This is a genomic window from Streptomyces sp. NPDC001781 (assembly GCF_053596035.1).
In genome coordinates, this window is sequence record NZ_JBSFFI010000001.1 from 184,757 (window position 1) to 206,037 (window position 21,281).

The following is a 21,281-nucleotide window of genomic DNA, read 5'->3' on the forward strand; positions in this document are numbered from 1 at the left end:
CGGCCGTCCACTGACGGCTGCCGCCCAGGGCCGCTCCGCGGGTAACCCCGTACGGAGCGGCCTTCTCGCTCGCCGCTACCAGGCGAACGCCTCCGGGGCGGGGCCCGGGCCGGGGAAGATCTCGTCCAGCCCGGTCAGCAGCTCCTCGCTGAGCTCCAGCTCCACCGCTCGCAGCGCCGAGTCGAGCTGCTCCCTGGTGCGCGGGCCGACGATGGGGCCGGTGACACCGGGCCGGGTGAGCAGCCAGGCGAGCGCGACCTCGCCGGGCTCCAGCCCGTGCTTGGCGAGCAGCTCCTCGTACGCCTCGATCCGGTTGCGTGTGGCCGTGTCCGCGAGGGCGTCGGCCGCGCGGCCGGAGGCGCGCCGTCCGCGCTCGGCCTCCTTGCGGATGACCCCGCCCAGCAGACCGCCGTGCAGCGGCGACCAGGGGATGACGCCGAGCCCGTAGTCCTGGGCAGCCGGGATCACCTCCATCTCGGCCCGCCGCTCGGCCAGGTTGTACAGGCACTGCTCGCTGACCAGGCCGAGGGTGTTGCCCCGGCGCAGCGCCGTCTCGTTGGCCTGGGCGATCTTGTAGCCGGGGAAGTTGGAGGAGCCGGCGTAGAGGATCTTGCCCTGGGTGACCAGGACGTCGACCGCCTGCCAGATCTCCTCGAACGGGGTGTTCCGGTCGATGTGGTGGAACTGGTAGATGTCGATGTAGTCGGTCCGCAGCCGCTTCAGGCTGGCGTCCACCGCGCGGCGGATGTTCAGCGCGGAGAGCTTGTCGAAGTTGGGCCAGACATCACCCTCCGCGCCCATGTTCCCGTAGACCTTGGTGGCCAGGACGGTCTTCTCGCGCCGTGCGCCGCCCTTCGCGAACCAGGTTCCGATGATCTCCTCGGTACGGCCCTTGTTCTCGCCCCAGCCGTACACGTTTGCGGTGTCGAAGTAGTTGATCTCCGCGTCCAGCGCCGCGTCCATGATCGCGTGGCTGTCCGCCTCGTCGGTCTGCGGCCCGAAGTTCATGGTCCCCAGCACCAGCCGGCTGACCTTCAGACCCGTACGTCCAAGCTGCGTGTACCTCATGCCCACCTAGCCAACGTCTTGGAGCGCGCTCTAGGCAAGCGGTGGGGCCGGTCGCGGGGGACGGGAGACGCCGGAACCCGGTCGGTCCGTTCACGCCGCGTACGGCTCCCCCAGCCCCCACGCCTCGTACATCGCCCCCGCGAAGGCCCCCGCGATCCGGTGCTCCCCGCTCGCGCTTGGATGCGTGCCGTCGTAGGTGTCGGTGTGGATGTCCCAGCCCTCCGGAGCCGAGGCCAGCAGCAGCGGTGAACGGGGTTCGTCCAGGTCGGCAACCGTCTTGGCGAGGAGGGTGTTGAAGAGGCCGACCTGTTCGGCGAAGGGGCCGTCGTCCTGGGCGCGTACGTTGGGGATGACCGGCAGCAGCACCATGCGCACGCGCGGACGCGCCTCGCGGGCCGCGGCCACGAACGCCCGCACGTTGGCGACCGTCTGCTCCGCGTTGGTGTAGAAGCCCAGGTCGATCAGCCCGAGGGAGACGAGCAGCACGTCGGCCCGGTGTGCCCGCACCGCCTCCCCGATCAGCGGAGCCATGTGCTGCCAGCCCTCGCCCCAGCCGGCGAGGTGGGCGCGCGGGAAGTCGGGGTCGGCGTACTCGTAGGAGCCGGGCTCCCCGGTGGCCTGGTCGTACAGCGTCTCGCGGGGACCGACGATCTGGAACGGGCCGCCGTACGTGCCGCGCAGGTGCCGCCACAGCCGGTAGCGCCACGTGTGTTCGCCCGCGCTCCCGATCGTCATGGAGTCACCTACGGGCATGAACCTGAGCATCCGCTCATGATGGCGGATCGCCGTACGGGCCCGCATCCGGGGCCCGTGTGAGGCCCAGCACCCGCGCTGAACGCCCGCGCCGGGTGGCAGTCTTGGACCATGCGCCGACCGTTCGCCCTGCTTGCCGGGGCCCTGCTCACGGGTGCCTGCGCCCTGCCCGCCCACGCCGCGGACGGGGACCGGGGGTTCACCATCGAGGACCCCAGGATCACCGAGTCCAGCGGCCTGGCCGCCTCCCACCTGCATCCGGGCGTCTACTGGACGCACAACGACAGCGACGACGGCCCGTACCTCTACGCCGTCGACAGCCGCACCGGCAGGACCGTCGCCACGCTCACCCTGCGCGGCATCGGCTCCCCGCGCGACGTGGAGGCGATCTCCGTCGGGCCGGACGGCCAGATCTACGTCGGCGACATCGGGGACAACTTCCACGGCCGCTGGCCCTACGTCTGGATCTACCGCCTGCCCGAGCCGAAGACCCTGAAGGACCAGACGGTCACGGCCACGCAGTACGTCGTGAAGTACTCCGACGGCCCCCGGGACGCCGAGTCGCTGGCCGTCCATCCCAGGACCGGCCGCGTCTACATCATCGACAAGAACGAGGACGGCGGGCACCTGTACGAGGGCCCCGCCCGGCTGTCGTCCTCCGGCACGAACATCTTCCGCCCGGTCGCCCCCCTCGACCTGTGGGCCACCGACGCGGCCTTCTCGCCGAACGGCGAACAGCTCGCCGTGCGCGGTTACTTCGGCGGTATCTCCTACGACTGGAACGGCGGCCGGATCAAGAAGCTGGACCGGCTGAACGTACCCCTCCAGGGGCAGGGCGAGTCCGTCAGCTACTCCGCCGACGGCACCAAGCTGATGTACGGCAGCGAGGGCGCGCGGAGCCAGGTGACGGCGCTGGACGCACCCGAGGGCGATGCTGTGGCCTCCAAGACGCCTACCGAAGGCGGGAGTTCGGCCTCGGGGGAGAAGGCCGGCGGGGTCGGCCTCAAGACCGGCGGCGTGCTCCTGGCCCTCGGCGCCGCCGCCGTCCTCGGCATGCGGATGATGCGGCGCAGGAGCTGAAGGCGAGGAAGGGGCGCCCGGTCGGCCGGGCGCCCCTTCCCACGTGCGCCGACAGGTTTCAGATCCGCTCGATCACGTAGTCGACGCACTTGGTGAGCGCCTCGACGTCGGCCGGGTCGATCGCCGGGAACATGGCGACGCGGAGCTGGTTGCGGCCGAGCTTGCGGTACGGCTCGGTGTCCACGATGCCGTTGGCGCGCAGCGCCTTGGCGACCGCGGCCGCGTCGATCTCGTCGGCGAAGTCGATCGTTCCGATGACCTGCGAACGCTGGGCCGGGTCGGTGACGAACGGCGTGGCGTGCTTCGACTCCTCCGCCCAGGTGTACAGCCGGGTCGAGGAGTCCTTGGTCCGGCCGGTGGCGAAGTCCAGCCCGCCCTGGCCGTTCAGCCATTCGAGCTGCTCGTTGAGCAGGAAGAGCGTGGCGAGCGCGGGGGTGTTGTACGTCTGGTTCTTGCGGGAGTTGTCGATCGCCGTGGGCAGGCTGAAGAACTCCGGGACGTGCCGGCCCGAGGCGTGGACCCGCTCGGCGCGCTCGATGGCGGCCGGGGAGAACACGCCGATCCACAGGCCGCCGTCGGAGGCGAAGGACTTCTGCGGCGCGAAGTAGTAGACGTCCGTCTCGGAGACGTCGACCGGGAGGCCGCCCGCGCCGGAGGTGGCGTCCACCAGGACGAGCGCGCCCTCGTCGGCACCGGCCACGCGCTTGATCGGCATGGCGACACCGGTGGAGGTCTCGTTGTGCGTGAACGCGTACACGTCCACGCCCGCCTCGGCGCTCGGCGCGGGGTGGGTGCCCGGATCGGAGGCGATGACGGTCGGGTCCGCCAGCCAGGGCGCGAGCCTCGCCGCCTTGGCGAACTTGGAGGAGAACTCGCCGAAGTTGAGGTGCTGGGACTTGTTCTCGATCAGCCCGTGGGTGGCGATGTCCCAGAAGGCGGTGGAGCCGCCGTTGCCGAGGACGACCTCGTAGCCGTCCGGGAGGGAGAACAGGGAGCTGATGCCTTCGCGGACCTGGCCCACCAGGTTCTTGACCGGCGCCTGCCGGTGGGAGGTGCCCAGCAGGGAACTGCCGGTCGCCGCGAGCGCGGCGAGCGCCTCCGTCCGCACCTTGGAGGGGCCCGCGCCGAAGCGTCCGTCGGCGGGCTTGATGTCAGCGGGGATCTCGATGTCGGCCACGAGTCGGAGCGTATCGGGTGCGCGAAACCGGACGAAGTCGTGTCCGTCGGATGAGACGACACCGCCGGCTCATGGACTTGTGTGGTCGTACGACGATCCGAGGAATGAGGGGCGCCTGTGGACAACTTTCGATGACGTTGCGTGATCGGATGCATGCTGGAGTCATGACCGATGGACGGGGTCGGACGGACGGGGGAACGGGCATGGGGATCGAGGACGTCGGCGGGCTGGCCGCCGAGCTGCGCCGGGCCGTGCGGGGCGAGGTCCGCTTCGACGCGACCGCGCGGGCGCTGACGACGATGGACGCGTCCAACTACCGGCGGGTCCCGCTGGGTGTGGTGGCTCCTCGGGACGCCGAGGACGTGGCGGCCGTGCTGGAGGTGTGCCGGGCGCGCGGAACACCGGTGGTCGCGCGCGGCGGGGGCACCTCCATCGCCGGGCAGGCGACGGGCACGGGGGTGGTGCTGGACTTCACCCGGCACATGAACGGCCTGCTGGAGCTGGACCCGGCCGGGCGTACCGCGAGGGTCCAGCCGGGGCTGGTGCTCGACCGGCTCCAGTCTGCGGCCGCCCCGCACGGGCTCCGCTTCGGCCCCGACCCCTCCACCCATGGGCGCTGCACGCTCGGCGGGATGATCGGCAACAACTCCTGCGGCGCCCACTCGGTGGCCTGGGGCACGACCGCCGACAGCGTGCGCGCGCTGTCCGTTCTCACCGCGCGCGGTGAGAGCCTGCGCCTCGGCCGGAACTGGTCGGGCGCGCCGCACGGACTGCGGACGCTGGTGGAGGGGGAGCTGGCCCGGCTGCGCACCGGCTTCCCCGAACTGCCCCGCCGTATCTCCGGGTACGCCCTGGACGCCCTGCTCCCCGAGCGCGGCGCCGACGTGGCCCGCTCCTTCTGCGGTTCCGAAGGCACGCTGGGCGTGCTCACGGAGGCCGTGGTGGACCTGGTGGAGAGACCGGCCGTCCAGGCGCTGGCCGTGCTGGGGTACGGCGGCGAGAGCGACGCCGCCGACGCGGCCGCCGGCCTGCTGCCGCACGGCCCGCTGACCGTGGAGGGCATGGCGGCCGACCTGATCCGGGCGCCGGCCGGCCTCCCTCGGGGCGGTGCGTGGCTGTTCGTGGAGACGGGCGGCGCCTCGGAGGGGGAGGCGAGGGCCCGCGCGGAGGCGGTCGTGCGCGCGGCCGACGTGGTGGACGCGCTCGTGGTGACCGACCCCGCCGCCCAGCGTGTCCTGTGGCGGCTGAGGGAGGACGCGAGCGGCACGGCGACCCGGATGCCGGACGGCACGGAGGCGTGGCCCGGCTGGGAGGACTGCGCGGTACCGCCGGCCAGGCTCGGCGCCTACCTGCGCGACTTCCGCGCCCTCCTCACCGCCCACGGCCTGCGCGGCGCTCCCTACGGCCACTTCGGCGAGGGCTGCGTCCACGTCCGCATCGACTTCGACCTGCTCACCGGGGAGGGTGTGAGCCGGTTCCGCCGCTTCTCCGAGGAACAGGCCGACCTGGTGGTCTCCCACGGCGGTTCCCTGTCCGGGGAGCACGGCGACGGGCAGGCCCGCGCGGAACTGCTGCCGCGGATGTACGGCGGCGGGACGGTGGCGCTGTTCGAGCGGGCCAAGGCGGTGTGGGACCCCGACGACCTGCTGAACCCGGGCATGCTGGTCCGCCCGGCCCGCCTGGACGACAACCTCCGCTTCGCGGTACTGCCCCGCCGCCCGGTGGACGTCGTCTTCGGTTACCCGCACGACGACGGAGACTTCCGCGCGGCCGTCCGCCGGTGCGTCGGCGTCGCGAAGTGCCGTACGGAATCGGCGGGCGGGTCCGCGGTGATGTGTCCTTCGTTCCGGGCGACCGGCGAGGAGGAGCACTCCACGCGGGGCCGGGCGCGGCTGCTGCACGAGATGCTCGCGGGCGAGGTGATCACCGGCGGCTGGCGCTCGACCGAGGTCCGGGACGCCCTCGACCTCTGTCTGTCCTGCAAGGGCTGCCGCTCGGACTGCCCGGTCGGCGTCGACATGGCCACCTACAAGGCGGAGTTCCTGCACCACCACTACGCGGGCCGGCTGCGCCCCGCCGCCCACTACAGCCTGGGCTCGCTGCCGGTGTGGCTGCGGTGGGTGGCGCGTGCGCGGGCGGCGCCGCTGGTCAACCGGCTCGCCGCGGTGGGGCCGCTGGCCCGGCTGGGGAAACGGGTGGGCGGGATCGCCCGGGAGCGGGAGGTTCCCCCGCTGGCGCCGGGGACGTTCAGCCGGTGGTGGCGGGCGCGGCCGCCGGCGCCGGAGAACGGCGGCCCGGGACGACTGGTCGTGCTGTGGCCGGACACCTTCACCGAGCACCTGTCGCCGTCCGTGGGGCAGGCGGCGGTTCGGGTGCTGGAGGCGGCCGGGCTGCGGGTGGCGCTGCCGCCTACCCTGCTGCCGGGCAGGCGCCCGGTGGGGGACGGCACCTCACGCGCGCCGACCGCGCTGCTCCGGGCCCGCCGCGCCCAGGTCTGCTGCGGGCTCACCTACCTCTCCACCGGCCGCCTGGACCGGGCCCGCGCGGTACTGCGCCGAACGCTGGACCTCATGGAACCGGTACTGGATGCCGGAGTCCCGGTCGTCGTCCTGGAACCGAGCTGCGCGGCGGCCCTGCGTGCGGACCTCCCCGAACTCCTGCCCGACGATCCGCGCGCCCCCCGCCTTGCCGCCGCCGTCCACACCTTCGCGGAAACCCTGGGCCGGTACGCCCCCCACTGGACCCCGCCCGCGCTGGGCCGCCCGGTCGCCGGCCAGACCCACTGCCATCAGCACGCCGTACTCGGCGACACCGCCGACCGCGACCTCCGCGCCGCCGCCGCCCTCACCGGCCCCCTGAGCGGCGGCTGCTGCGGACTGGCCGGCAACTTCGGCTTCGAGCGCGGCCATTTCGAGATCTCCCGGACCTGCGCGGAGGACCAACTCCTGCCCGCCCTGCGCTCCGCGTCCGAGGACACGGAGATCCTGGCGGACGGCTACTCCTGCCGGACGCAGGTGGAGCAACTGACCGGGATACGGGCCCGGCATCTGGCGGAGGTGCTGGCGGCGGGGCTGGAGAGGGAGGAGCGGGACTGAGCGGGGAGGGCGGGCGCCGGGCGCGGTGCCGCCCTGCGGACAGGTGTGGCGGATGCGGGACGTCGGCGGTGATTCGGGGCCGGGGACGGGAGGCCAGAACCATAGGGTGACCGGATCCGCCTGCGCGAAGGAGTCCTCCGTATGACCCTCACCCTGCGCCCTGTCAGCCGGGCCGAGCACCTGGCCTTCGTGGGATCGCGGCCCTCGGTCAGCCATATGCAGGTGCCGTCCTGGGGGGAGGTGAAGCCTAACTGGCGGGCGGAGAGCCTGGGGTGGTTCGACGGGGACGGGCGGCTCGTGGGCGCCGGGCTGGTGCTGCTGCGGCCGTTGCCCAAGGTGAGGCGGTATCTGGCGTATCTGCCGGAGGGGCCGGTGATCGACTGGCACGCGGACGGCCTGGAGCGCCGGCTCGAACCGATGCTGGCGTACCTCAAGTCACGCGGGGCGTTCTCGGTGAAGATCGGCCCGCCGGTGGTGGCCAGGCGCTGGAGCCCGGAGGCGGTCAAGGCCGCCATCGCCGACCCCGCCGCGCACCGGCTCCGGGACGCCGTGCCGACCTGGCAGGACCCCCGCGCCCAGGCCCTCGCCGAGCGGTTGCGCGCCATGGGCTGGCGGCAGAGCGAACCGGACGCGGAGGAGGGCTTCGCGGCGGGGCAGCCCCGGTACGTGTGCCAGGTGCCGTTCGCCGGGCGGTCGCTGGAGGAGATCCACGGCGGGCTCAACCAGCAGTGGCGGCGCAACATCAAGAAGGCCGAGAAGGCGGGCGTGAAGGTGGTGCGCGGCGGCGTGGACGACCTGCCGGTGTTCTACGAGCTGTACCGCGAGACGGCCGAGCGCGACCGTTTCATCCCGCGCCCCCTCGCGTACTTCCAGCGGATGTGGACCGCGCTCGCCGACGAGGACCCCGACCGCATGCGGCTGTACCTCGCCCACCACGACGGGGAGGTGCTGGCGGCGGCGACGATGCTGATCGTGGGCAGCCACATCTGGTACTCGTACGGCGCCTCCACCGCCCGCAGGCGGGAGGTCCAGCCCAACAACGCCATGCAGTGGCGGATGATGACCGACGCCCACGCGCTGGGCGCGCACGTCTACGACTTCCGGGGCATCACCGACACCCTGGAGGAGTCCAACCACCTGCTCGGCCTGCTCCGCTTCAAGGTCGGCGCGGGCGGCGAGGCGGTGGAGTACGTGGGGGAGTGGGACTTCCCGCTGAACAGGGTGCTGCACAAGGCGTTCGACCTGTACATGGCGCGCCGCTGAGGGGCCGGTCCGCCGGGGCTCGGCCTCAGCGTCCAGGACACCGGCTGCGTACAGTGGCATGAGGGTTCACACACCTGACGGAGGTCCACTACCGTGGACCGGGAAGTGCATCGAGGTGTACGCATGACGCCCGCTCCCGCCGCTCCCCAGGACAGCCCGTGACCTCCGTCCGTACCTCCACCCCGGCCAAGACCCCCACCACCCCGGGCTCCCCCGGCCGGTTCGGCTCGCTGGGGCCGGTCGGGCTGGTGCTGGCGGGCGGCATATCGGTCCAGTTCGGCGGGGCGCTCGCGGTGACGCTGATGCCCCGCGCCGGCGCGCTCGGCGTGGTCACGCTGCGGCTGGTCGCGGCGGCCGTCGTGCTGCTGGTGGTGTGCCGTCCCGGGCTGCGGGGGCACTCCCGCACCGACTGGGGGACGGTGATCGTCTTCGGTCTCACCATGGCCGGGATGAACGGCCTCTTCTACCAGGCGGTCGCCCGTGTCCCGCTCGGCGTCGCGGTCACTCTGGAGGTCCTCGGGCCGCTCGCCCTGTCCGTCCTCGCCTCCCGCCGTGCGATCAACGCCGTATGGGCGGCCCTCGCCCTGGCGGGCGTCTTCCTGCTGGGCGGCGGCGGATTCAGCGGACTCGACCCGCTGGGCGTCGGCTTCGCCCTGTCGGCGGGCGTGATGTGGGCGGCGTACATCGTCTTCAGCGCCCGTACGGGCCGCCGTTTCCCCCAGGCCGACGGGCTGGCTCTTGCGATGGGCGTGGCCGCGCTGGTGTTCCTCCCGCTGGGTGTCGTCGACGCGGGCACCCGTCTGCTGAACCCCACCACCATCGCCCTTGGTTCGGCGGTCGCCCTGCTCTCCTCGGTCCTCCCGTACACCCTCGAACTCCTCGCGCTGCGCCGCCTCCCCGCTCCCACCTTCGCCATCCTGATGAGCCTCGAGCCGGCCGTGGCGGCCACGGCCGGATTCCTCGTCCTGCACCAGACCCTCTCCCTGACCCAGGCCGCCGCTATCGCGCTGGTCATCGCGGCGAGCATCGGCGCGGTCCGCACGCAGACGCGACTGGTGGCGCCGCCGGCGCCGGAGGCGTAGGCACGCCGTTCGGTCGGCGGGGGTTCCGGGTGCTGCCCGGTGAGCGGGGGCGCCGGTCACTCGTGCCTCCCCCCAAGGTCGTGCTCGGCGCCGTCGCGCGGGTGCTCCGAGTACCGCCCCCGCCGCCGGTGTCGCGGGCCCGAGCCGGGTCCGGCGGACACCGGAAGCCGGCCTGGAGCGCGCCTCTGCCGCCCGGTGTGCCTGCCTCCGCGAGCCCGATGAAGCCGAGGGCGGTCGGCACCGGGCAGAGACTCGCGTACGCGCGGCGGGCCTTGTCGGAGGCGGGTTCACCGGACGGCTGATCGCCGGCTCAGCTCGCCGCCCCGACCAGCCGTAGCGCCTCCCGGGTGTTGTGTTCCGCGATGCCCCGCATGGCGTCCCGGTGGGGGAAGTCGCCGGCCAGGAGCCGGAGGGGGCCTGCCACCAGGGAGAGGTGGAGGGCGACGGTGTGGAGGGCGAGGCGGGTGGGATCCAGGGTGGGCCGGGCGAGTGGGGCGTAGCGGGGGCCGAAGCGGAGGCGCAGGTAGGCGTGTTCCTGTTCCGGGTCGGCATGGGTGAGGGACTCGATGTCGATCAGGACGGGGTGGGCGTCGGGGGTGAGGAGGATGTGGTCGGGGCCCAGTTCGCCGTGGACCAGGGAGTGGGTGGCTCGGGGGGTCAGCGCTGCGTGCAGTTCGTGTAGGCGGTCGGCCAGGGCGGTGGCCGCCGCCTCGATACGGGGCTCGCGGGCTGCCGCCTCGGTGAGATCCTCGAGGGCGCGGGTCAGGGTCACGTCCTCGCCGACGTGGTCCGCCGGTGAGGTGTGCGCGGCCATGTGGTCCAGAGCCACGGCCAGCCTCGCCAGGGCCTTCGCCGCTCGGGGCGGGTCGGTCGTGAAGGCCGTCTCCAGGGAGTCGCCCGGGATGTCCTCCACCAGGGCCAGATCGTCGGGCTCGGACGCGTACAGGACGTGTGGGGTACGCACACCGGTCGCCTGGAGAGTGTGGTGTGCGGACAGGAACGGAGCCAGGCCCGAGGGGTGGGGTGTCAGCACACTCGGCCAGTAGTTCTCCTGGGGGGCCCAGCTGTAGGCGATCACGGTCGGCGGGGCGCAGGCCCCGGCCAGGGCCAACCGGTACACGCCCTTCTTCGAGCCACCGCGCAGCCGTTCCACACCGGTGACCCGGCAGCCCGGACCCAGCCCCTTTCCCACCAGTCGTCGCAGCTCCGAGGGATCCGTGAGTGTGCGCATCCGGCGAACCTAGCCGGAAGAGCCGCCACGGGCGCACCTGTTTTCCGGCACCTCGCTCTGCCAAATTAATGCAAGCACGCTTGATTGTTTCTGCCCCCGCTGCCATGCTCCTGCGCATGTCCGATCCGACGCCCGTCTTCGACGACCTGCGTGAGGAAAGCCGGGAACTCGACCTGCTCGTGGCCGAGTTGACCGAGAGCGAGTGGGTATGCGCGACGCCCGCTCCCCGCTGGAGCATCGCCCACCAGATCGCCCATCTGCACTGGACCGACCGCGCCGCCCTGCTCGCCATGAGCGATGCGGCGGCCTTCCGGACGTTCGCCGAACAGGCGCTCACCACACCCGACTCCTTCGTGGACGAGGGTGCGGAGGAAGGCGTCCGCCTCGGCCGGGTCGAACTGCTCGCCCGCTGGCGCAACGGCCGGCAGGAGCTGGACCGCGCCCTGCGGGAGGCGGCCGCACGGCACACCCGGTTCCCCTGGTTCGGGCCGCCCATGTCGGCCGCCTCCATGGCAACCGGCCGGCTCATGGAGACCTGGGCCCACGGCCAGGACGTGGCCGACGCCCTGGGTGTGGTGCGCGCACCCACCGACCGGCTCCGGCATGTGGTCCGCATCGGTGTGCGGGCCCGGAACTTCGCCTTCGCGGTTCGGGGACTGCCCGCGCCGGAGGACGAGTTCCGCGTCGAGGTCCACGCCCCCTCGGGCGAACTGTGGACCTACGGCCCCGAAGGCGCCGCGCAACGGGTCACCGGTCCCGCGGTCGATCTCTGCCTGCTCGTGACCCAGCGCGCCCACCGCGCCGACCTCGCCCTGACCGCCGTCGGCCCGGACGCCGACCGCTGGCTGGACATCGCCCAGGCCTTCGCGGGCCCGCCCGGCACCGGACGCGACCCCAGGGAAGCCGCGCCCGAGGCGACCGCGCCCGAGGCGGCCGCGCCCGAGGAGCCCGCCCGGTGACGGCGACCCCCCTGCGCATCGGCAACTTCTCCGGCTTCTACGGCGACCGGTCCAGCGCCCTGCGCGAGATGCTCACCGGCGGCGAGGTCGACGTCCTCACCGGGGACTACCTCGCCGAGCTGACCATGCTCATCCTCGGCCGCGACCGGCTGAAGGACCCCGGCGCCGGGTACGCCCGTACCTTCGCGCGCCAGGTCGAGGACTGCCTTGGCCTCGCCCAGGAGCGCGGGGTGCGGATCGTCACCAACGCGGGCGGGCTCAACCCGGCCGGACTGGCCGACAGGGTAAGGGAGTTGGCGGAAAGGCTCGGGATACCCTTACGGGTCGCGCACGTCGAGGGGGACGACCTCACCGCCGCGTACCCCGGCACCCTCGCCGCCCACGCCTACCTCGGCGGCTTCGGGATCGCGGAGTGCCTGCGGGCGGGGGCCGACGTGGTGATCACCGGGCGGGTGACCGACGCCGCGCTCGTCACCGGGCCCGCCGCCGCGCACTTCGGATGGGGCCCCGGGGACCACGACCAGCTCGCCGGTGCCGTCGTCGCCGGGCATCTGCTGGAGTGCGGGACCCAGGTCACGGGCGGCAACTACGCCTTCTTCCAGGACGGCGACGTACGCCGTCCCGGCTTTCCGCTGGCCGAGATCCACGCCGACGGCAGCAGTGTCGTGACCAAGCATCCCGGCACCGGTGGCTTCGTCGACACCGGTACGGTCACGGCCCAGCTGCTGTACGAGACGGGGGGCGCCCGGTACGCCGGGCCCGATGTCACCGCCCGGCTGGACACGGTACGGCTCCGCCCGGACGGGCCGGACCGGGTGCGGATCGAGCCGGTGCGCGGTGAGGCGCCCCCGCCCACGCTCAAGGTCGGCCTCAACCGGCTCGGCGGCTTCCGCAACGAGGTCGCCTTCGTCCTCACCGGTCTCGACATCGAGGCCAAGGCGGAGCTGGTCCGGGACCAGATGGACGCCACGCTGGCCAAGGCGGAACCGCAAGAGGTGCGCTGGGAGCTGGCCCGCACCGACCGGGCCGACGCAGGCACGGAGGAGACGGCCAGCGCGCTGCTCCGGCTGGTCGTACGGGACCCCGATCCCGAGGTGGTCGGGCGGCGCCTGAGCGGGGCCGCGATCGAGCTGGCGCTCGCCAGTTACCCCGGCTTCCATGTGCTGGCGCCCCCGGGGAAAGGATCGCCCTATGGGGTGTTCGACCACGTGGCTGTACCCCATGGTGCCGTCGACCATGTGGCCGTCCTCCACGACGGGCGCCGTATCGAGGTGGGCGGTCCGAGTGAGACGCTCCCGCTCGACGAAGTGCCAGAACCCGGACTGCCCCAGCCCCTGCGTGTGGGCGGCACCCGCCGCGCTCCCCTCGGGCATGTGGCCGGGGCCCGTAGCGGGGACAAGGGAGGGGACGCCAACGTCGGCGTCTGGGCCCGCTCCGCCGACGCCTGGCGCTGGCTCGCCCACGAGCTGACCGTCGAGCGCTTCCGGGACCTGATCCCCGAGGCCCGCGACCTCCCGGTCACCCGGCACGTCCTGCCCGGACTCCGCGCCCTGAACTTCGTCGTCACCGGCGTCCTCGGCGCCGGCGTGGCCGCCCAGCACCGCTTCGACCCCCAGGCCAAGGCCCTCGGCGAGTGGCTCCGCTCCCGGCACCTCGACATCCCGGAGGAACTGCTGTGACGCCCCGGACTGCGCGACCCTCCGGCACCCCGACCCCCCGTCCCGGAGGCACGCCGTGACCCTCCTTCCCAGCACCCTCGATCCGGCCGCCCCGGAGTACCGGGCCAACCGCGACACCATGCTCGCCAAGCTCGCCGAGCTGGAGTCGGAGCACGCCAAGGCGCTCGCGGGCGGCGGCGACAAATATGTGGCCCGGCACCGCAAGCGGGGCAAGCTGCTCGCCCGCGAGCGCGTCGAGCTGCTGCTCGACCCCGACACGCCGTTCCTGGAACTGTCCCCGCTGGCCGCCTGGGGCAGCGACTACACCGTCGGCGCCTCCCTGGTCACCGGCATCGGCGTGGTCGAGGGAACCGAGTGCCTGATCACCGCCAACGACGCGACCGTGCGCGGCGGCGCGAGCAACCCGTGGAGCCTGAAGAAGGCCCTGCGGGCCAACGAGATCGCGCGGGCCAACCGGCTCCCGGTCATCAGTCTGGTCGAGTCCGGCGGAGCCGACCTTCCCTCGCAGAAGGAGATCTTCATCCCCGGCGGGGCGATCTTCCGGGACCTGACCCGGCTGTCGGCCGAGGGCATCCCGACCGTGGCGGTGGTGTTCGGCAACTCCACGGCGGGCGGGGCCTACGTCCCCGGCATGTCCGACCACGTGATCATGGTCAAGGAGCGCGCGAAGGTGTTCCTCGGCGGCCCGCCACTGGTGAGGATGGCGACCGGCGAGGAGAGCGACGACGAGTCGCTGGGGGGAGCCGAGATGCACGCCCGCACCTCCGGCCTGGCCGACTACTTCGCGGTGGACGAGCGCGACGCGGTCCGGCAGGCGCGCAGGGTGGTCGCACGGCTCAACCACCGCAAGGCGTACGCCGATCCGGGCTTCGCCGAGCCGCCCGAGTACGACCCCGAGGAACTGCTCGGCATCGTCCCCGGCGACCTGCGCACCCCCTTCGACCCGCGTGAGGTGATCGCCCGCCTGGTCGACGCCTCCGACTTCGACGAGTTCAAGCCGCTGTACGGCACGAGCCTGGTCACCGGCTGGGCCGAGCTGCACGGCTACCCCGTCGGCGTCCTCGCCAACGCGCGCGGGGTGCTGTTCAGCGAGGAGTCGCAGAAGGCGGCGCAGTTCATCCAGCTCGCCAACCGGCGCGACGTCCCGCTGCTGTTCCTGCACAACACCACCGGCTACATGGTCGGCAAGGAGTACGAGCAGGGCGGCATCGTCAAGCACGGCTCGATGATGATCAACGCGGTCAGCAACTCGAGGGTGCCCCACCTGTCCGTCCTCATGGGCGCGTCCTACGGCGCCGGCCACTACGGCATGTGCGGCCGTGCCTACGACCCCCGCTTCCTCTTCGCCTGGCCCAGCGCCAAGTCGGCCGTCATGGGCCCGCAGCAGCTCGCCGGCGTGCTGTCGATCGTGGCCCGCCAGTCGGCCCTGGCCAAGGGACAGCCGTACGACGAGGAGGGGGACGCCGCCCTGCGGGCGATGGTCGAGGGGCAGATCGAGTCGGAGTCGCTCCCCATGTTCCTGTCCGGGCGGCTCTACGACGACGGCGTCATCGACCCCCGCGACACCCGAACCGTCCTCGGCCTGTGCCTGTCCGCCATACACACCGCTCCCTACGAGGGCGCCCGTGGCGGCTTCGGCGTCTTCCGGATGTGAGGCCCATGATTTCCACCCTGCTCGTCGCCAACCGCGGCGAGATCGCCTGCCGTATCTTCCGCACCTGCGCCGAACTGGGCATACGCACGGTCGCCATACATTCCGACGCGGATGAGGGTGCGCTGCACACGCGTGTGGCCGACACAGCAGTACGGCTGCCGGGCGCGGCGCCCGCCGAGACGTATCTGCGCGGCGACCTCGTCGTGAAGGCCGCCCTCGCGGCCGGCGCGGACGCCGTGCACCCCGGTTACGGCTTCCTCTCCGAGAACGCCGACTTCGCCCGCGCGGTGCGGGACGCCGGGCTCTGCTGGATCGGGCCCCCGCCCGAGGCGATCGAGGCGATGGCGTCCAAGACGCGCGCCAAGCAACTGATGGGTCTCGCACCGCTGGACGCGGAGGACGTCACCGCAGCCGACCTGCCCGTACTGGTGAAGGCGGCGGCGGGCGGCGGCGGTCGCGGCATGCGCGTCGTCCGCGATCTCGCCGCACTGCCCGGTGCGCTGCAGGACGCCCGCGCGGAGGCGGCGAGCGCGTTCGGGGACGGCGAGGTGTTCGTGGAGCCGTACCTGGAGAACGGCCGCCACGTCGAGGTGCAGGTCCTCGCCGACACCCACGGCACCGTGTGGACCCTCGGCACCCGCGACTGCTCGCTCCAGCGCCGGCACCAGAAGGTCGTGGAGGAAGCCCCCGCGCCCGGCCTGCCGCCCGTGCTCACCGAGCAGTTGTACGCGCTCGCCGAGCGGGCGACGCGTGCCGTGTCCTACGAGGGCGCGGGCACCGTGGAGTTCCTGGTGGCCGACGGCCGCGCCCACTTCCTGGAGATGAACACCCGCCTCCAGGTGGAGCACCCCGTCACCGAGGCGGTGTTCGGCCTCGACCTGGTCGCCGAGCAGATCCGCGTAGCGGAAGGCCACGTCCTCCCCGCCGGGCCGCCGGCCCCGCGCGGCCACGCCGTCGAGGTCCGCCTCTACGCCGAGGACCCGGCGCGCGGCTGGGCCCCGCAGACGGGCACCCTGCACCGCTTCACCGTGCCGGACGGGGTACGGCTGGACACCGGCTGCGCGGACGGCGACACCATCGGCGTGCACTACGACCCGATGCTCGCCAAGGTCATCGCGCACGCCCCCACCCGCACCGAGGCGGTCCGCGGACTGGCCGGCGCCCTGGAGCGGACCGCGCTGCACGGCCCGGTCACCAACCGCGACCTGCTGGTCCGCTCGCTGAGGCACCCCGAGTTCACCGAAGCCCGTATGGACACCGGCTTCTACGACCGGCACCTCGCCGCCCTCACCGAGTCCGCCCCCGACCCGTACGCCCCCCTCGCGGCGGCCCTGGCGGACGCCCACGGCCGGTCCCGCTTCGGCGGCTGGCGCAACGTCCCCTCGGGCCCGCAGGTGAAGCGGTACGCGATGGCGGGACAGGAGCACGAGGCCGCCTACCGCCACACCCGCACCGGCCCGCTGGCGGACGGCGTCCGCGTGGTGCACACGGCACCGCACCTGGTCGTCCTCGAAGTCGACGGCGTGCAGCGGAAGTTCGAGATCGCCCGCTACGGCGACCAGGTGCATGTGAACGCCACCGCGCTCACCGCCCTGCCCCGTTTCCCCGACCCCGTCACCGAACACGCCCCCGGCTCCCTCCTGGCCCCCATGCCCGGCACGGTCGTCCGCCTGGCGGAGGGACTCGGCGAGGGCGCCGAGGTGAGGACGGGCCAGCCCCTGATCTGGCTGGAGGCGATGAAGATGGAACACCGGATCACCGCCCCCACGGACGGCACGTTGACGGCGCTCCCGGCGGCGGTGGGCCGCCAGGTGGAGATGGGCGCCCTCCTGGCCGTCGTCGAGCCGGCGCAACCCTCAGGCGCGGGGAACCGCGCGAGCCACCACCGAGCACTCGCACCAGAAGGGGACAGAAGTGACCAATCTCATCGAAAGTGAAGAACACCAGGCCCTCCGCGAAGCGGTCTCCGCCCTCGGCAGGCGCTACGGCCGCGACTACCTCACCCGAGTCATAGCGGAGGGCCGCTATCCCACCGAACTCTGGCAGGACGCCGCCAAGCTGGGCTACCTCGGCGTCAACCTCCCGGAGGAGTACGGCGGCGGAGGCGGCGGCATAGCCGAACTCTCCATCGTCCTGGAGGAGCTGGGCGCCTCGGGAGCCCCCCTCCTCATGCTCGTCGTCTCCCCGGCCATCTGCGGCACGGTGATCTCCCGCTTCGGCACCGAGGACCAGAAGCGCACCTGGCTCCCCGGCCTCGCCGACGGCACCAGGCTGATGGCCTTCGGCATCACCGAGCCCGACGCCGGCTCCAACTCGCACCGCATCACCACCACCGCCCGCAGGGACGGCGACGACTGGCTGCTCACCGGCCGGAAGGTCTTCATCTCCGGGGTGGACCACGCCGACGCCGTCCTCGTCGTCGGCCGCACCGAGGACGCCCGCACCGGCAGGCTCAAGCCCTGCCTGTTCATCGTTCCGCGTGACGCCGAGGGCTTCACCCGCAGCCCGATCGACATGGAGCTGAGCGCCGCCGAGAAGCAGTGGGAACTGGTCCTGGACGACGTACGGCTGCCCGCCGACGCGCTGGTCGGTGGGGGCGCCTCCCACGCTTTCGGCAGTGGGGGAGAGGACGCCGGGCTGCTCCAGCTCTTCGCCGGGCTGAACCCGGAGCGGGTCATGACGGCCGCGTTCGCCATCGGGATGGGCCGGTACGCCGTCGGCAGGGCGCTGGAGTACGCCCGTGAGCGCACCGTCTGGAAGACCCCGATCGGCGCCCACCAGGCCATCGCGCACCCCCTCGCGCAGGCCCACATCGACCTGGAGCTGGCCAGGCTGATGATGCAGAAGGCCGCGCTCCTGTACGACGCCGGGGACGACATCGGCGCGGGCGAGGCGGCCAACATGGCGAAGTACGCGGCGGGGGAGGCGTGCGTACGGGCCGTCGACCAGGCCGTGCACACCCTCGGCGGCAACGGCCTGACCCGCGAGTTCGGGCTCGCCTCGCTGATCGTCGCCGCACGGGTGGCGCGGATCGCCCCGGTGAGCCGGGAGATGATCCTCAACTACGTCTCCCACCAGAGCCTCGGCCTGCCCAAGTCGTACTAGGGGGTGTCTTGTCGATCACGCCGGGCTCGCGGCGTCCGGCGAACCCTTCCGGTCACAGCACTAGCGCACGACGTTCGGAGGAACCGTGTTCCACAGCCCGTACGCCGAGGTACCGCCGGTCGAAGAGCCCATCCACGACGCCGTCCTGGGCCGGGCCGCCGCCCACGGCGACCGGCCCGCGCTGATCGACGGTGTGGACGGCACCACCCTCACCTACGCCCAACTCGACCAACTGCACCGGAGACTGGCCGCGGCACTCGCGGAGGCCGGGGTGCGCAAGGGTGACGTACTCGCCCTGCACAGCCCCAACACCGTCGCCTACCCGCTCGCCTTCTACGCGGCCACCCGCGCGGGTGCCACCGTCACCACCGCGCATCCGCTGCACACCCCCGAGGAGCTGGCCAAGCAGCTCGCGGACAGCTCGGCCCGCTGGCTGATCACCGTCTCCCCGCTGCTGCCGGCCGCCCGCAGGGCCGCAGAACTCGCCGGAGGCATAAGGGAGATATTCGTCTGCGACCAGGCACCCGGACACCGCTGCCTGACCGAGCTGCTCGCCACCGGCGCCCCCGAGCCGGACGTGGCGGTGGACCCCGCCGAGGACGTCGCGGTACTGCCGTACTCCTCGGGCACCACCGGCATGCCCAAGGGCGTGATGCTGACCCACCGGCAGATCGCCACCAACCTGGCCCAACTGGAGCCCGCCGTCACGGTGGAGCCCGGTGAACGCATCCTCGCGGTGCTGCCGTTCTTCCACATCTACGGCCTGACCGCCCTGATGAACGCGCCCCTGCGCAACGGCGCCACCGTGGTCGTGCTGCCCCGCTTCGAGCTGGACACCTTCCTCGCGGCGATCGAGACCCACCGCATCACCGGCCTCTACGTCGCCCCGCCGATCGTGCTCGCCCTCGCCAAACACCCCTCGGTGACCCGGTACGACCTCTCCTCGCTGCGGTATGTGATCAGCGCCGCCGCCCCGCTGGACGGGGCACTCGCCGCGGCCTGCGCCGAACGGCTCGGGCTGCCGCCGCTGGGCCAGGCGTACGGCATGACGGAGCTGTCGCCCGGCACCCATGTCGTCCCGCTCGCCCACCTGCGCGACGCGCCGCCCGGCACGGTCGGCCGGCTCGTCGCCGGCACCGCGATGCGGATCGTCTCCCTGGACGACCCCGGCAGGGACCTCGGCCCCGGCGAGCGCGGCGAGATCCTGATCCGGGGCCCGCAGATCATGAAGGGCTACCTCGGGCGGCCCGACGCCACCAGCGCGACGATCGACGCCGACGGCTGGCTGCACACCGGGGACGTCGGCCAGGTGGACGACGAGGGCTGGCTGTTCGTGGTGGACCGGGTGAAGGAACTCATCAAGTACAAGGGGTTCCAGGTGGCCCCCGCCGAACTGGAGGCCCTCCTGCTCACCCACCCCGGCATCGCGGACGCCGCCGTGATCGGCGTCGTCGACGAGGACGGCAACGAGACCCCGCACGCCTTCGTCGTCCCCCGGCCCGCCGCGCCTGAGCTGACCGCCGAGGACGTGATGCGGTACGCGGGAGAGCGCGTCGCGCCGTACAAGCGGGTGCGCGGCGTCACCTTCACCGACCGGATCCCCCGTGCCGCCTCCGGCAAGATCCTGCGCCGGGAGCTGCGCCCGTGAGCCGCGTCGGACGCACCCGCGACCGTGCCGTGGAGACGCTCAGCCTGGACTCCCCGGACACCCGCAACGCCCTCTCCGCACCGCTCGTCGCGGAACTGGCCGACGCCCTGGCCGAGTGCGGGAGGGACCCCGGTGTGCGGGCGGTCGTGCTCACCCACACCGGCAACACCTTCTGCGCCGGTGCCGACCTGCGCGACCCGCCCCGCCCGGACGCCCTGGTGGGCCTGCTGCGCCGGCTCGTGGAACTGCCCAAGCCGGTGGTCGCCCGGATCACCGGGCACGTCCGCGCGGGCGGGCTCGGGCTGGCCGGCGCCTGCGACATCGCGGCCGCCTCGGCAGGGGCCACGTTCGCCTTCACCGAGGTCCGCATCGGGGTGGCCCCGGCCGTGATCTCCCTGCCGCTGCTGCCGCGCGCCGACCCGCGCGCGCTGGCCCGCCACTACCTCACCGGCGAGCGCTTCGGTCCCGCCGAGGCGGTGCGGCTCGGGCTGCTCACGCTCAGCGGCGAGGACGTGGACGAGGCCCTCGCCCCCGTTCTGGACGGCCTGCGCCGTTCCTCGCCCGAGGCCCTGGCCGCGACGAAGGAGCTGCTCACGGCTAGGGTGCTGGAGACGTTCGACCGGGACGCGGACCGGTTCACCGCGCTCTCGGCCCGGCTGTTCTCCGCCCCCGAGGCGCGGGAGGGGATGACGGCCTTCCTGGAAAGACGGGATGCGGCATGGGTGGTGTGAGTACGGCGGAACGCGACCGCGTACCCAAGCAGGACCGCAGCCGGGCCACCCGGCTGCGGCTGCTGGAGGCCGCCGTGGCCTGCCTCGCCGAGCGCGGCTGGGCGGGCTCCACGGTCGCGGTCGTCGCCGAGCGCGCGGGTGTCTCGCGGGGCGCGGCCCAGCACCACTTCCCCACCCGGGAGGACCTCTTCACGGCCGCCGTCGAGTACGTCGCGGAACGGCGCTCCACCGCCTTGCGCGACCTGTTCCCGGACGGCCCGGGCGACCGCGGGGCCGTGGTGTCCGCCCTGGTCGGCCTGTACACCGGGCCGCTCTTCCGGGCCGCGCTCCAGCTCTGGGTGGCCGCCGCGAACGAGGAGCAGTTGCGCGGCCCGGTGACCGAGCTGGAGGCCCGCGTAGGCCGGGAGAGCCACCGGATAGCCGTGGAGCTCCTCGGCGCCGACGAGTCCCGGCCCGGTGTGCGCGAGAGCGTGCAGGGCCTGCTCGACATGGCGCGCGGCCTGGGCCTCGCCACCCTGCTCACCGACGACACCGCCCGCCGTGAGCGCGTCGTGGCCCAGTGGGCGGCGCTGCTGGACGACGCCCTCGGCCAGGGTCAGTGATCTGCTTCACACTCGAAATCGAAGGCCCGCAGTACTCTGGGTCCATGCTTCCGATGCTCGTTCGACGCCGCCACGTGGACTTCGTGCGCGTCACGAGCATGGGCTGTCGGCGCTCCGCCTGACCCAGCCCCCTCTTCTCGTCTTCTTTCTTCCG

The 21,281-nt window shown here is 73.0% G+C and carries 16 protein-coding genes; 12 read left to right on the forward strand and 4 right to left on the reverse strand.

What is annotated here, in order from left to right; translation table 11 throughout:
- Positions 1 to 75 precede the first annotated feature (75 nt).
- Both ACWCV3_RS01010 and ACWCV3_RS01015 read right to left on the reverse strand, forming a co-directional pair.
- Positions 76 to 1,068, reverse strand: a complete 993-nt coding sequence (locus ACWCV3_RS01010) for an aldo/keto reductase (protein WP_451216393.1) — start codon at positions 1,066 to 1,068, stop codon at positions 76 to 78.
- 90 nt (positions 1,069 to 1,158) lie between these two features.
- Positions 1,159 to 1,833, reverse strand: coding sequence for a GDSL-type esterase/lipase family protein (locus ACWCV3_RS01015; RefSeq protein ID WP_451216396.1), 675 nt, complete (start codon positions 1,831 to 1,833; stop codon positions 1,159 to 1,161).
- A 99-nt stretch (positions 1,834 to 1,932) separates the two neighbouring features.
- On the opposite strand from ACWCV3_RS01015, the gene ACWCV3_RS01020 reads away from it, so the two are divergent.
- Positions 1,933 to 2,901: a WD40 repeat domain-containing protein gene (locus tag ACWCV3_RS01020; protein ID WP_451216398.1), complete on the forward strand. Its 969-nt coding sequence runs from the start codon at positions 1,933 to 1,935 to the stop codon at positions 2,899 to 2,901.
- 58 nt (positions 2,902 to 2,959) lie between these two features.
- On the opposite strand, the gene serC is transcribed toward ACWCV3_RS01020, so the two are convergent.
- Complete coding sequence (serC, locus tag ACWCV3_RS01025; RefSeq protein WP_451216401.1) at positions 2,960 to 4,078, reverse strand: phosphoserine transaminase; 1,119 nt, start codon at positions 4,076 to 4,078, stop codon at positions 2,960 to 2,962.
- Positions 4,079 to 4,281: 203 nt separating this feature from the next.
- On the opposite strand from serC, the gene ACWCV3_RS01030 reads away from it, so the two are divergent.
- The 3 genes from ACWCV3_RS01030 (at position 4,282) to ACWCV3_RS01040 (ending at position 9,518) form a co-directional block, all read left to right on the forward strand.
- Positions 4,282 to 7,173, forward strand: coding sequence for an FAD-binding and (Fe-S)-binding domain-containing protein (locus tag ACWCV3_RS01030; RefSeq protein WP_451216404.1), 2,892 nt, complete (start codon positions 4,282 to 4,284; stop codon positions 7,171 to 7,173).
- A gap of 141 nt (positions 7,174 to 7,314) precedes the next feature.
- Positions 7,315 to 8,436 carry a lipid II:glycine glycyltransferase FemX gene (locus ACWCV3_RS01035; protein ID WP_451216407.1) on the forward strand — a complete coding sequence of 374 codons (1,122 nt, stop codon included), beginning with the start codon at positions 7,315 to 7,317 and terminating at the stop codon, positions 8,434 to 8,436.
- 158 nt (positions 8,437 to 8,594) lie between these two features.
- Positions 8,595 to 9,518, forward strand: coding sequence for an EamA family transporter (locus ACWCV3_RS01040; RefSeq protein WP_451216410.1), 924 nt, complete (start codon positions 8,595 to 8,597; stop codon positions 9,516 to 9,518).
- 310 nt (positions 9,519 to 9,828) lie between these two features.
- Here the strand turns inward: ACWCV3_RS01040 and ACWCV3_RS01045 are convergent, their stop codons facing one another.
- Positions 9,829 to 10,749, reverse strand: a complete 921-nt coding sequence (locus ACWCV3_RS01045; protein ID WP_451216413.1) for a phosphotransferase family protein — start codon at positions 10,747 to 10,749, stop codon at positions 9,829 to 9,831.
- A gap of 116 nt (positions 10,750 to 10,865) precedes the next feature.
- Between ACWCV3_RS01045 and ACWCV3_RS01050 the strand changes: the two genes are divergently transcribed.
- From ACWCV3_RS01050 to ACWCV3_RS01085, 8 genes are all read left to right on the forward strand, one after another.
- Complete coding sequence (locus tag ACWCV3_RS01050) at positions 10,866 to 11,708, forward strand: TIGR03084 family metal-binding protein (RefSeq protein WP_451216416.1); 843 nt, start codon at positions 10,866 to 10,868, stop codon at positions 11,706 to 11,708.
- Positions 11,705 to 13,387, forward strand: a complete 1,683-nt coding sequence (locus tag ACWCV3_RS01055) for an acyclic terpene utilization AtuA family protein (protein ID WP_451216419.1) — start codon at positions 11,705 to 11,707, stop codon at positions 13,385 to 13,387. Before ACWCV3_RS01050 ends, ACWCV3_RS01055 begins: the two co-directional genes overlap by 4 nt.
- A gap of 55 nt (positions 13,388 to 13,442) precedes the next feature.
- A complete protein-coding gene (locus ACWCV3_RS01060; protein ID WP_451216422.1) occupies positions 13,443 to 15,041 on the forward strand; it encodes an acyl-CoA carboxylase subunit beta in 1,599 nt (532 codons plus the stop codon).
- Positions 15,042 to 15,046: 5 nt separating this feature from the next.
- Positions 15,047 to 16,978, forward strand: coding sequence for an acetyl/propionyl/methylcrotonyl-CoA carboxylase subunit alpha (locus tag ACWCV3_RS01065; RefSeq protein WP_451216425.1), 1,932 nt, complete (start codon positions 15,047 to 15,049; stop codon positions 16,976 to 16,978).
- Positions 16,956 to 18,146: an acyl-CoA dehydrogenase family protein gene (locus tag ACWCV3_RS01070; protein WP_451216428.1), complete on the forward strand. Its 1,191-nt coding sequence runs from the start codon at positions 16,956 to 16,958 to the stop codon at positions 18,144 to 18,146. The genes ACWCV3_RS01065 and ACWCV3_RS01070 overlap by 23 nt, the downstream gene beginning before the upstream one ends.
- Before the next feature lie 85 nt (positions 18,147 to 18,231).
- Complete coding sequence (locus ACWCV3_RS01075) at positions 18,232 to 19,794, forward strand: 4-coumarate--CoA ligase family protein (RefSeq protein ID WP_451216431.1); 1,563 nt, start codon at positions 18,232 to 18,234, stop codon at positions 19,792 to 19,794.
- Complete coding sequence (locus ACWCV3_RS01080; protein WP_451216434.1) at positions 19,791 to 20,525, forward strand: enoyl-CoA hydratase family protein; 735 nt, start codon at positions 19,791 to 19,793, stop codon at positions 20,523 to 20,525. The genes ACWCV3_RS01075 and ACWCV3_RS01080 overlap by 4 nt, the downstream gene beginning before the upstream one ends.
- Positions 20,513 to 21,127 (forward strand): TetR/AcrR family transcriptional regulator, encoded by a 615-nt coding sequence (locus ACWCV3_RS01085; protein ID WP_451216437.1) that lies wholly within the window; start codon positions 20,513 to 20,515, stop codon positions 21,125 to 21,127. Before ACWCV3_RS01080 ends, ACWCV3_RS01085 begins: the two co-directional genes overlap by 13 nt.
- The last annotated feature ends 154 nt before the right edge of the window (positions 21,128 to 21,281 follow it).